This window comes from Candidatus Aminicenantes bacterium, assembly GCA_026393795.1.
Classification (GTDB): Bacteria; Acidobacteriota; Aminicenantia; order UBA2199; family UBA2199; genus UBA2199.
Genome location: JAPKZL010000050.1, coordinates 1 through 11,326 on the forward strand (window position 1 = coordinate 1; position 11,326 = coordinate 11,326).

Annotated in this window: 11 protein-coding genes and 1 other RNA gene; 4 read left to right on the forward strand and 8 right to left on the reverse strand. The window is 58.5% G+C overall.

The features are described from left to right. The 4 genes from NTW95_02270 to NTW95_02285 all read left to right on the forward strand — a co-directional run. On the forward strand, positions 1–181 hold a 181-nt coding region (locus NTW95_02270; protein ID MCX6556245.1), incomplete at its 5' end, for a hypothetical protein. Then, positions 181–1,005: a 16S rRNA (cytidine(1402)-2'-O)-methyltransferase gene (gene rsmI / locus NTW95_02275; protein ID MCX6556246.1), complete on the forward strand. Its 825-nt coding sequence runs from the start codon at positions 181–183 to the stop codon at positions 1,003–1,005. The genes NTW95_02270 and rsmI, both read left to right, overlap by 1 nt. Then, positions 995–2,125 (forward strand): BamA/TamA family outer membrane protein, encoded by a 1,131-nt coding sequence (locus NTW95_02280; protein ID MCX6556247.1) that lies wholly within the window; start codon positions 995–997, stop codon positions 2,123–2,125. Before rsmI ends, NTW95_02280 begins: the two co-directional genes overlap by 11 nt. 34 nt (positions 2,126–2,159) lie before the next feature. Next, positions 2,160–3,767: an ankyrin repeat domain-containing protein gene (locus tag NTW95_02285; protein ID MCX6556248.1), complete on the forward strand. Its 1,608-nt coding sequence runs from the start codon at positions 2,160–2,162 to the stop codon at positions 3,765–3,767. Between the two features lie 52 nt (positions 3,768–3,819). On the opposite strand, the gene NTW95_02290 is transcribed toward NTW95_02285, so the two are convergent. From NTW95_02290 to NTW95_02325, 8 genes are all read right to left on the reverse strand, one after another. Beyond that, positions 3,820–4,590 carry an NAD(P)H-dependent oxidoreductase gene (locus tag NTW95_02290; GenBank protein ID MCX6556249.1) on the reverse strand — a complete coding sequence of 257 codons (771 nt, stop codon included), beginning with the start codon at positions 4,588–4,590 and terminating at the stop codon, positions 3,820–3,822. Between the two features lie 35 nt (positions 4,591–4,625). Beyond that, positions 4,626–5,045, reverse strand: coding sequence for a hypothetical protein (locus tag NTW95_02295; GenBank protein ID MCX6556250.1), 420 nt, complete (start codon positions 5,043–5,045; stop codon positions 4,626–4,628). Positions 5,046–5,056: 11 nt separating this feature from the next. Beyond that, complete coding sequence (locus NTW95_02300) at positions 5,057–5,647, reverse strand: carboxymuconolactone decarboxylase family protein (protein MCX6556251.1); 591 nt, start codon at positions 5,645–5,647, stop codon at positions 5,057–5,059. A gap of 114 nt (positions 5,648–5,761) precedes the next feature. Beyond that, the gene (locus NTW95_02305) at positions 5,762–6,331 is read right to left on the reverse strand and encodes an RNA polymerase sigma factor (GenBank protein ID MCX6556252.1); all 570 of its coding nucleotides are present in this window, start codon (positions 6,329–6,331) and stop codon (positions 5,762–5,764) included. A gap of 211 nt (positions 6,332–6,542) precedes the next feature. Continuing rightward, the gene (locus tag NTW95_02310; GenBank protein ID MCX6556253.1) at positions 6,543–8,615 is read right to left on the reverse strand and encodes an SPFH domain-containing protein; all 2,073 of its coding nucleotides are present in this window, start codon (positions 8,613–8,615) and stop codon (positions 6,543–6,545) included. 194 nt (positions 8,616–8,809) lie between these two features. Next, an RNA gene (gene rnpB, locus NTW95_02315) (RNase P RNA component class A) lies at positions 8,810–9,177 on the reverse strand. A 64-nt stretch (positions 9,178–9,241) separates the two neighbouring features. Beyond that, complete coding sequence (locus tag NTW95_02320) at positions 9,242–10,285, reverse strand: helix-hairpin-helix domain-containing protein (protein MCX6556254.1); 1,044 nt, start codon at positions 10,283–10,285, stop codon at positions 9,242–9,244. Between the two features lie 67 nt (positions 10,286–10,352). Next, a partial coding sequence (locus tag NTW95_02325; protein ID MCX6556255.1) for a sigma-54 dependent transcriptional regulator occupies positions 10,353–11,326 on the reverse strand: 974 nt, incomplete at its 5' end.

An 11,326-nucleotide genomic window follows, 5' to 3' on the forward strand; every position in this document is an offset into this window, starting at 1 on the left:
ATTTGCGTTCCCTACGGAAGAAAATCTCCACTGCATTTTTTTTGGACATTGGAATTTGGAATTTGGAATTTTAGTCACACTATGGTTTCAGCAAGTTTGGAATTCGCTGAAACCAACTAGTGTGACTATGGAATTTGGAATTTGTGATTTGGAATTTAAGTCCTACGAGAGAACCATCTGATGGCTCTCTACATCGTCCCGACGCCGATCGGCAACCTGCAGGACATCACCGAACGGGCGGTCGTCGTCCTGCGCCGGGTCGACTTCATCATCGCCGAGGACAGCCGCTACTCGCAGAAGCTTCTCAACCACTTCAACATCAAAAAACGGATCATCAGCCATTACCGTCCCAAGGAGGAAACGCAGGCGGAGAAGATCCTGGCCCTGCTCACCGGCCAGGACGGGGCTTTGATCACCGATTCGGGCACCCCGGCCATCTCCGATCCCGGCTTCATCCTGATCGCCAAAGCCATCGCACGGAACATCCCGGTCATCCCCCTGCCTGGGCCGACCGCCTTTGTCCCGGCCCTGGTCGCTTCGGGCATCGATCCGCGCCGCTTCATCTTCCTCGGCTTTCCCCCGCGGGGACGAAACGACCTGCACACTTTCTGCAAATCCCTGGCTCCCCTTCCCTATACCATGGTGTTTTACGAATCGCCGCGGCGCAGCGAGGAATTCCTGCGCAGCGCCGCCGCCGTGTTCGGCGCACGCCCTTTCGCCCTGGCCAAGGAATTGAGCAAGAAGCATGAAACGATCATTCGCGGCCGTTTGGATGAATGGCCGCAGGCGCTGAAAGACCAAACTATTCTGGGAGAAATCGTCATCGTCATCGCCGGCACCGGGGCCAAGGCGCACCCGGTCGAACCGCCGCCGCTGCTGCGGAGCATCGAGGACGTTTACGTCTATTTCCGCGAACGCCACGGCCTGGGTAAAAACTTGCTGAAGAAGATCCTCATGCAAAAGAAAGCAAAAAAAGCGGCCAAACGAGGTTCGGATGCCGGGTAAACGTTTGGAACGAAACCACCGCCGGCAGCGGTTTTTTGGCGCCGCCCTCCTCCTGCTGCTCGCTTTGGGTGAACCGGGCTCCGCCCAGGACGAGGCCGCCGCCAAACCGCTCGAGCCGGCCCGCGGCGGCTTCGTGGTCGCCCCGGTCGTCTACTACACCCCCGAAACGCTTTTTTCATGGGGCATCGTCGGCATCCATTATTTCCGCTTCGGCCGTTCCGTCGTCCCCTCCCGCCTTTCTCATTACCGCTTCAACCTGGTCCGCACCCAGAACAGGCAGACCATCGCCCAGGTGGACTACGAGCTCTACCTGGCCGGCGGCGCCATCCTGCTGGACGGCCAGGCGAAATACTGGCTTTACCCGGATCGTTTTTACGGCAGCGGCAACCGCAGCCTGGCACAGGACCGCGAAGACTTCAACGCCCGCAACTGGCGCCTGACGGCGAACCTCCAGCGCCGCTGGGGCGCGAACCTGTTCACCGGGATGCACCTGGAGATGTTCTCGCAAGCCATCACCGAAACCGCCGGCAACGGCCTGCTGGCCGCACGGGAGATCCCCGGCAGCCGCGGCGCCAGGCTGACCGCGATCGGCCTTTTCGGCAAGTGGGACAGCCGCGACAACACCTTCTCCGCCGGCAAGGGGGCTTATGGCGCGCTCTTGCTTAACTTTTTCCCCAAGGTGCTGGGCAGCGATTTTGCCTTCAGCCAGCTGACCCTGGACGCCAGGAATTACTTCCCTTTGGGCCGCGGCGCGGTGCTGGCCGTCCAGGCCATCGGCAAGACGACCTGGGGCGAGTGCCCGTTTCAGGCGCTGCCCATGTTCGGCGGCCTGAACCTGCTGCGCGGCTTCTACGAAGGCCGCTACCGCGATAAAAGCATGCTGGCCATACAGGCCGAGTACCGCCTGCCCTTGTGGCGGCGCTTCGGGTTGTGCGCTTTTGCCGGGTTGGCCCAGGTGCAGCCGCGGGCCGGGCTGCTGTCGCTGGCGGAATTTCACCCGGCCGCCGGCGTCGGCCTGCGCTACAAGTTCAACCCGCGCGAGAACCTGAACGTCCGCCTGGACGTCGGCTTCGCCGACTCGTCCCCCGCCTTATATCTCACCTTCGCCGAGGCATTTTGACGATTTCACAAATAAAAACAATCTGGAGGATTCGATGCGACGCATGCGAAACTGGTTGACTGTCTTGAGCCTGTTGATTTTCATCTGTATGCCGCTGGCAGCGGACGATATCTTCGCGCCGGTGAAGAAGGGCGAGTTGGACTCCGTTAAAACACTGCTGGAGAAGGACCCGGCCCTGCTGAATGCCCGGGGGGAATCCGACCGCACCCCCTTGCTGGAAGCCGTCCTTTCACGCCAGCCTGCCGTTTTTGAATTTCTGCTGGAAAAGGGGGCCGATTTCAACCTGGTCAACAAGGAAGGCTTTGCCCCCGTTCATTTCGCCGCCTTCCTCGGGGAAACCGAGCTGGTCAAAATGCTCATTGCCAAGGGCGCTCCGCTGACCGTCAACGCCAACGTCATCGGGGCCACACCCCTCGACCTGGCCGTCAGCGCCGGGCGCAGGGAGATGGTCGAGCTGCTGATCGCCAAGGGGGCTCCGTTGAACCTGAAGGATAAAAAGGGCAACACGCCGCTGATCAAGGCTGTCCTGTCGGGGCGGGCGGAAATCGCCGGCCTGCTGATCCACAAAGGGGCCGCTGTCGATGAAAAAGACCAGATGGGCAGCACGCCGCTGCTGCTGGCCGCCCTGACCGGCCAGAAGGAGCTGGCGGCATGGCTGATCGAAAACAAGGCCGACATCAACGCGGCCAACTCGCTCGGCGGCACGCCGCTCAGCGTCGCCGTCCGCGAGGGGCACCAGGAGGTCGTTGACCTGCTCGTGGCCAAGGGGGCGAGCAAGGATTTTCTCAAGCAGCCCGTCCTGGAAGGCGATTACCTGGGGCAGAAGATTCCCGGATTGGCGCCCGAGCGTTTCGCGCCGGGGACCGTATCGACCGAAAAAAGCGAATTGAACTCGGTTTTCAGTGCCGACGGCAAGGAGTTTTATTTTGCCGTCCAAAGCGGCCCAATGAAGTGGGTGATCATGGTGATGAAGCAGGAAAACGGCCGCTGGTCAAAACCGCTGCCGGCTTCGTTTTCCGGCCAGTACAGCGACGTCGATCTCTTCATCACCCCCGACAACAAGAGGCTGTTCTACAGCTCCAACCGCCCGCTGGCGGAAAACGGAGCGGCCAAGAAGGATTTTGATATCTGGATGGTCGAGCGCACAACGGACGGCTGGTCAAAACCCAGCAATCCGGGCAGCCCGATCAATTCGGCCGAAGCCGAGTTCTATCCTTCGCTCACCGCGGACGGCACCCTGTATTTCCAGTCCCAGCGCCCGGACACTCTCGGCTCCAGGGACATTTACCGCTCCCGGCCGACCGACGGCAAGTATGAAAAAATTGAAAACCTCGGCGCCGCCATCAACAGCACCCTTTTCGAAGGAGACGCCCTGATCGCGCCCAAGGAAGACTTCCTTGTTTTTTCGGTCGACCGCCCCGACAGCTTCGGCCAGGGCGACCTGTACATCAGCTTCCGTGATGCCAACGACGGCTGGACGACTCCGAAAAACATGGGCGACAAGATCAATTCCGAATACCACGAGAATTGCCCGATGCTCTCACCGGATGGAAAATTCCTGTTTTTCACCCGCAACAACGACATCTACTGGGTGGACGCGCTGGTCATCAAGAATTTGCAGGGCGGCCAGCAGCCCCTCTGAAAAGACGACTTAAACGGGCGGCAGCCGGCTGCGTTACGCATGCCGGCTGCTGTCAATTCATAATCGACCGCTGGTCGTCCCTACCCGCAAACTCCTTGCCCAAGGTATATGCACGCTCCAGGTAGCCCCTCCGTGTGTCCTCGCCGACGGTGGGAACCCCGTAGAAATAGACATGCTCGACTTTTTTGACTCCCGGGTAGCGCAGTCCCCAGTCATCGATCATGCGCCGCATGGGCAGTTCCCAATCGGCCTTGTAATCTTTTTCGCTGAAAAGGGTGGTATTGATCACCAGCGCTTTTTCCTGGCGCAGCAGCGGCACCCTGCCGCTCGCGTCCCCTTGCCAGCCGACCGGCGTCAGGGCATAGGCGTCGCCGTAGGCAAAAACCCGCTCGAACCACCCTTTCAGGATGGCAGGAAAATGCAGCCAGTATACCGGCGAGATAAAAACCAGTCCCTGGGCATTTTTGACTTTCTCCCACTGGGCCGTGACATCTTTAGGCCTGTGGCTGTGGATGAATTTCGCCACGGCCGGGAGATCCTTGTTGCGCAGCCAGCGTGAGGCCACGAACCTGCGCAAGGGGCCGCCGGCGGAGTCGATCACGTGCTGCTTGAGGTTCATTAGTTCAAGTATTTCCAGGGGCATGCTTTCGTGCACGTAGCTGGCAAAGTCCATGGTACGGAAGACGGGGTCGAAACGGATGGCGTAGAGGTCGACCACGTCGATTTCGTGGCCGGCATCCCGCAGTCCGGCGCTGAGACGCTCAAGGACGGCATGGCAGAAAGACTTGGGTTGCGGATGGGCGTAAACGATTAAAACTCTCATTGACTGCTCCTTATGAAGTCGGTTTTGCGCATCAATCAATACACGAATGGAACAAGTTTTTTCACCTGCGCCGCGTAGGCGGCAAAGCGCTCTCCGAAGGCTTGCTGCAACCCCTTTTCCTCCAGGGCGATCAGGGGAAATATGATCGCCAGGTAGATCGCAAAAACCGCCAGGAGCGCCCCGGACTGGGTCAGGCAGAACAACCCGAACGAAATACCCAGCGCCCCGGTGTACAGCGGGTTCCTGACCAGCCTGAAGGGTCCGCGGCTGACCAGATCGTCGTGGCGGCGCGGCGCGCTCCCCCCGAGCGGGTAGGTGCGGTGGTGAGCCATCCGCGGCCAGGGCATGATCAGCCTGTCGAAGATGGAGCCGGTCGCCAGGCGCTTGACGGCCACCAGCGCTGCCAGTAAGATCAGAATGGCTATCCCAAGTATGGTTTGATTGAATAGGTGCATCTCCTCCTCCTTTATATTTGATCCGATTTTTTTGAATCATCCAAGTCTCCAGGTTGGCAGCTGCAACCCCCGGCTTCTCCATCAACCGCTTCTTCATCCTCGCTGCCGCAGCAGGAAACGGCTTGCTCCTCGCTTGCGCCCAGAACCGCCCCGGCCTCGGCTTTTGCCTTCTGGCAGGCGACGTCTCTTATCGCGCAAGCGATCTTTAGCGCCGCGAACATCTGCCCGTCCGTCGCCCCCAGGGCACGGGCGGCGTCCATGTGCCCCCTGACGCTGGTGCAGCAATTTACGGCATAGGCGGCGGCGATCGCCACGAGCTCGCGCAGCATCGTCGGGGCGCCGTCCGGTTCGGGGATGGCCGGGCTCCACTCGGCCTGAGTCAAGCCGCCGGCCCTGGCCATGATGCCGGTCGCCGCCATCCTTACCCTGGCGGCATCACCTGCGGCTTGGCGGATATCTCCTTCGCTCGCTCCGGCGCCGGCCGCTGCCCGCAGGTGAAACTTGATGCAGGGCAGGCAGCCGCTGGCAACAGATGCTCCCACGGCGATGATCTCCTGATCTTTGTCGCCAAGGACAGGGTCTTCTTTGTGTTTGGTCATCATGAACCTCCCTGGATTCAATGGTAAGGACGAAATAGGGAATGCAATGGATACATGGCCGGGAATCCGGCCCTTGGAGGAGGTTGGGAAAATCAGGGAAGATGCGTTGCCGGGGGGTTACTTTTTTGGTTCGCAGACCAGGACGCCGCGTTCGTCCAAAGAGAATTTGCAGCCGGATGCCAACATGGTTTTCAGCTGGCGCCGGGCGCGGTGGAGCCTGATCTTGACCGTGCTGAGCGGCAGGGCGAGGAGAGCGGCGATCTCAGGGCCGCTCACTCCGTGCATGTCATGAAGTAGAATCACCGAGCGGAAGGCATCGGGAATATCAGCCAGAAAGCGATTGACACAGGCGCTCATTTGCTCCTGCTCGAGGGCTTGCTGCATCGAAGGCAAATCGGGGTCCGGAGGGTCGACGGCGGCGAGGTCAATCCCGGATTCCCTGGATGCGAAACGGGCCCGCTGCCGCAGCCGGTCGAGGCATACGTGGGTGGCGACACGATAGAGCCATGAAAGCAAGGCGCCCGGATCGCGCACCGTTTCGCGCTCGCGGTGGGCGCGGAGGAACGCCTCCTGGGTCAGGTCCTCGGCCTCGGCCGAGTCGCGGACCATGCCCCGGACATAGCGGAAGACGCGCTCGTAGTTTTTTTCGAAAAAGCCGGAAATGTCATCCGCTGGAGAGGCAGGCATATTTTTCTCCTGGCAATTTAGGAGGTGCGTCACGCGTTTCTATCATGAGCACAATTTTAGGGAATCAGCTGCAAAAATGCAACCAGTGAAAACAGTTGACTTTGACGGTGCGCTCTTGCCTCACCTTTTCACCCTTGCTGAACAGAGCACAGACGGCCGAGCAGTTTTTTCTTCAGACATATCGGAAACTCCGGAACCTGCCGTCGGAGGTTTACTTTTTGGGCAACTTCTGGCCGGGGATCCCCGGCTCCGAGGGCTTGATACCCGGCTTGCGTTCAATTTCGGCCACGGGCTTTTTTTCGACCGCTACGATGCCTTTCGTTATATTGCCAAGGACGGCAGCCATGAGGCCTTCGGATGTGCCGCCGCCCTTCTCGCCGCCGATGACCAGGATGGCGGGCATGATCTTGATGCCATTATCGGCAAGGGCCTTGATGGCGTTGACGACAGCAGTGGCTTGCGGACCGAGGGCTTGCACCTGGCGCTCGTAGGCTTCGGCGCTGGCCATACCGATCGCGCGGACTTCGACGCCTTTGGCATTGCCCACATCGGTGAGAAAACTGGCCTCGCCTTGACCTTCCACCTTGCGCGCATCGGCCTGGTTCTTCCTGATCTCGATCCCAACCTTGGACTTGGCCAGCTCGGCCTGCATTTCGGCGGTTCCCTTGCTCTGTTCCATGGCGATGCGCTGGTCCTGAGCGTCTTTTTGTTTCTGGAAGGTCGTGATTTCCTGGTTGGCAATTTCGCGCTGGGTCAGGACAGTCACCATCTGCGGTGGCAGGATGACGTCCTGGATGTAGACCCCGCGGGTCTCCACTTCGTATTCGTTCAACTTGTTTCGGATGTGCTCATTCGCCTCTTCCTGCACTCCCTGCCGGGTCTCGATAAAGCGGATGGCGGGCATGCTCTGGAGCTTGTCACGGAAGTGGTTGCCCACGGCAGCCTGAAGCACCTCGTTGACCAGGTTGGTCATGGTGCCGACGATGCTGATCACCTTCGGGGCCTTCGTGTCCGGTACGTGGATCTGGACCTGGAGATCGATGTTGAAGATGAAGCCTTCGCGGCTCTTGGCCTCGATCTGCTTGAGCTCCTGATCCAGGTTGTGCGCCTTGGAGGTGGCCTCAGCCCAGTTCAGGGTCAGGATGCAAGTCGGAACAATCTCGGCATTGTAGATGTGTGGGTTGATGGGGTATTTCCCGGTGCGCAAGGGTTCTTCCCAAATGCCGCGATGGCCGGGCCTCACGAGACTGCCGAACTTGAAAGTCTCTCCGGACGTGTCCTCGGTCGGAAGCCCGACATAGGATTTGACCACGGCGACCTCGCCCTGTTCGATGACCAGCATGGGGACAATCTCGATCTCGACAAGGAAAGGATTGAGAATGTAGGCGCCGTAGAGCAGCGGGTCGTGTTGCAGACCTATTTTTCCGCCGTTGTCCAGGAATGCCTGGAAGTCCTGGTAGTTATTGTGGAGATTGTTCTTGTTGCCAAGGATGACTTCGATGAGCTCAGAGTTCCTTACCGGGTTAGCTTTCGTCGCTGCACGTTCAATTTTTGCGATATCGTCATAGCCGCCGAGGCGCGAAGCAATGTCGCCCGAAGGTAAAGGATCGCCTTCGAGGGCCGTGATGATGCCGATGGCGTCTATAAGTCTATCCACGCCGTTTTTTGCGTTTCTCTCGAACAAGGGAGCGATGCGGGTGACGTTCAATTGGCCTTCGTGCTTGAGCCCGAAGTTCACGAAGCTGAGTCCGCCGCGTTCACGGGAAGCCCGCTGGAGCTCCGGAGAGACCGGCAGACCATAAACATTTTTCTTGGTGATGACCAGAAATCCGACCGGATGGATGGGAAGGGTCTGGCCTGGGGAGAGGACCCGCCGCTGGACGCCCTTTTGGCCGCCATTCTCGATGAAAACGCGGAGGTCGGTGAAATTACCAAACACCTTCTTGTCGACAGCCGACTTGGCGCCGGTGGGAAGGGACGATCCGACCTGGGCAATGACGACCCCGATCTCGCCGGCGGGGATCTGAATCCAAGGATACTTGTCCACTTTATAGACGAGCCAGAACTTGAAGCGCCAGCCGGGCATGAGCAGTTCCGATTGGTAACCGGCTTCACCGTTGAATGCAATGACGTTGTCTTTCGACAGTTTCTTGAAGCCGAACCTCTTGGTGACAAGACCGACTTCGGTCGGGCCGATCATCCTGATCGAGGGCCAGATGAGGAAGACGAAAAGAAAAATGAAAGAACCAGCATAAAGAAACGGGGTGATCGGAGTCAAATCCATAATGAACCTCCTAAAAACCAGAAATTCTTACTCAATGCCCCGGCAAACCTCGGCATAGTGATCCTCTCCCTACAATTGGAATTTTAAGGCAATTCGATTTAAATTACAATATCGATCAGCGTTTTTTTAGGTCGGGTAAAAGGCTTCCGGCATATTGTCCGCCGGTTTCCAGAAGAGCGATGAATAATGGGAGCAGCAGGGTGCGGACTGTAAGCCGGGTTCTGTCTAGAAGAATCATTTATCTGCCCGCGGCATTACTGCCGCGGTCCAGCAGCTAACCCGAGGGCCTCGGCCGGGAAAGCCTCGAACGCCCTCTGTTAAGCCTTGCTCCGGATGGGGTTTGTCTCAGTCCTGCCTGTCGCCAGGCGTGACGGTGAGCTCTTGCCTCACCTTTTCACCCTTACGGCCGCCGTTGCCGGCGGCTCGCGGTCTGTTCTCTGTGACACTGTCCTGTTCCCCCGTCTGAGCGGGGGAAAATCCCTGTTGGGGATCATCCTTCCCTGCGGAGCCCGGACTTTCCTCCCCTCTCAGTTAAGAGAGAGGCGATTCTTCATCCGCACCCTGCTGCTCCTTCATTATACCAGGAGATTCGATTTTTTGATAGAGGTTGCGGCGCAGCAGGCCGGTTACCTGACGACGATATACTCCTTGATTTTGGCGAAAGTCTTCTCCTTGATGCCTTTGACCTTCATAATGTCTTCGATCTTGGCATAAGGGCGTCCGGCGATGATCGCCTTGGCTTTGACCGGGCCGATACCCAGGAGACCGTCGAGTTGCTCCTCGCTGGCTTTGTTGATGTTGATCGTCTCGCCGGGCTTGAGCTTGGGCGAGACGGCCGTTTCATCATCCGCTTCAACGGTCACCAGGTTTTTGATGTCGTCGAATCTCGCCTGGCCGATGCCGCTGACATTCTTAATGTCCTCGACGTTCTTGAAAGGCCGGGCGGCGATGATCTTCTCGGCAAGCTCCGGTCCGATGCCGGGGAGTGCTTCCAGGGCGGCTTTATCGGCGCTGTTCAGGTCAACAGGTCCGGCGGCTGTTGACTGCTTGGCGGCCGGCGAGGTCTGTTTAGCGGCAGCCTTGGCTTCGCTCTCTATCTTTTTGCCGGCCTTGGCTGCTTTAACCGTCACCAGGTCCTTAAGTTTGTCGAATGTCGCCTGGCCGATGCCCTTGACATTTTTCAGGTCATCGACGTTTTTGAAGGGACGGGCGGCGATGATGTTTTCAGCCAAGGTTGAACCGATTCCCGGCAGGTTTTCAATGGCCGCCTCGTCGGCGGTGTTGAGATTGACGATCTCCCCGGCAACGGTTTTATCGTTTCCCTTGGCGGCTGTTTCGGTCTTGGCTTTGGCCTTGGTCGCGGTTTCGGCCGTTTTAGCGGCCTCGGCCGCCTCGACAGTCACCAAGTCCTTGAGATCGTCGAATTTTGCCTGGCCGATGCCGCTGACGTTTTTCAGGTCAGCGATGCTTTTGAACGGACGGGCGGCGATGATCTTCTGGGCCAAGGAAGGGCCAACGCCCTTCAAGGCCTCGAGCTTGGCCAGGGTGGCGGTATTCAGGTTTATTTTTTTCGCTTTCGCCGCGGCGCCAGCTGGCATGGCCAGCGAACCCAAGAGCAAGCCAAGAACCACCAGGGAAAAAACAAAATGACAACAAATTCTGTTTTTCATTATTTTATTACCTCATTCGCTATTTTGATTAAAAATATTATATTTTGCCGATCCAGTAAAAGTCAAATTAAGAAATCGGCGATTCTTCATCCGCGCCCTGCGGCTCGACCATGATGCCGAGGGACGCGATTTTTTGATAGAGGTTGCTGCGCGGGAGGCCGATCTCGCGGGCCGTCTTGGCCACGTTGTACTCGTATTCCTTCAGCTTCTGTTCCAGGTAGGCCTTTTCCGCCTCGTTCTTGAACTCCTTCCAATTCTTGATCTGGAGCAGCGCCATTTCGCCGCCGGCGCTGCTGCCATTGATGTAATCGGGCAGATCCTGGCTGGTGATCGGATCGGTGCGGCACATGATCAGGAGCCTTTCCACCAGGTTGCGCAACTCGCGCACGTTGCCCTTCCAGGGATAATCCAGCAGCCGGGAGAGCGCCTCGGGGGAAAATACCTTTTTCTTGTAATTGTTCTCCTCGGAAAAGTAATTGATGAAATGCTCGATCAGCAGCGGGATGTCCTCCTTTCTTTCGCGCAGCGCCGGCGAATGGATCGGCACCACGTTCAGACGGAAAAAGAGGTCTTCGCGGAAATTGTTCTTCCTGATCTCCTCCTCCAGGTTCTTGTTGGTGGCCGCGATGACGCGGACGTTGACCTTCTTGATCTCCGGCGAGCCCACCGGCTGCACCTCGCCCTCCTCGAGCACGCGTAAGACCTTGGCCTGGGCCTTCAGGCTCAGGTCGCCGATCTCGTCCAGGAAAATGCTGCCGCGGTGGGCGCTTTCGAACTTGCCGATCTTTTTCTCATAGGCCCCGGTGAACGATCCTTTTTCATGCCCGAAAAGCTCGCTCTCGATCAGCTCGTCGGGAATGGCGGCGCAGTTGACCTGGACGAAACGGTTCTGGCTGCGGGCGGACTGCTGGTGGATCAGGCGGGCGATGAGTTCCTTGCCGGTGCCGCTGTCGCCGGAGATCAGGACGGTGGAATCGCTGCGGGCCACGCGCCGTATCGTTTCCAGCAGGGCTTTCATGACCGCCGATTGCCCCACCAGCT

Excerpts from the sequence above, each read along its gene's own strand:
- NTW95_02290 (MCX6556249.1), bottom strand. The coding sequence starts at position 4,590 with ATGAGAGTTTTAATCGTTTACGCCCATCCGCAACCCAAGTCTTTCTGC.
- rsmI (MCX6556246.1), top strand. The coding sequence starts at position 181 with ATGGCTCTCTACATCGTCCCGACGCCGATCGGCAACCTGCAGGACATC.
- NTW95_02300 (MCX6556251.1), bottom strand. The coding sequence starts at position 5,647 with ATGATGACCAAACACAAAGAAGACCCTGTCCTTGGCGACAAAGATCAG.
- NTW95_02310 (MCX6556253.1), bottom strand. The coding sequence starts at position 8,615 with ATGGATTTGACTCCGATCACCCCGTTTCTTTATGCTGGTTCTTTCATT.
- NTW95_02285 (MCX6556248.1), top strand. The coding sequence starts at position 2,160 with ATGCGACGCATGCGAAACTGGTTGACTGTCTTGAGCCTGTTGATTTTC.
- NTW95_02320 (MCX6556254.1), bottom strand. The coding sequence starts at position 10,285 with ATGAAAAACAGAATTTGTTGTCATTTTGTTTTTTCCCTGGTGGTTCTT.
- NTW95_02305 (MCX6556252.1), bottom strand. The coding sequence starts at position 6,331 with ATGCCTGCCTCTCCAGCGGATGACATTTCCGGCTTTTTCGAAAAAAAC.
- NTW95_02280 (MCX6556247.1), top strand. The coding sequence starts at position 995 with ATGCCGGGTAAACGTTTGGAACGAAACCACCGCCGGCAGCGGTTTTTT.
- NTW95_02295 (MCX6556250.1), bottom strand. The coding sequence starts at position 5,045 with ATGCACCTATTCAATCAAACCATACTTGGGATAGCCATTCTGATCTTA.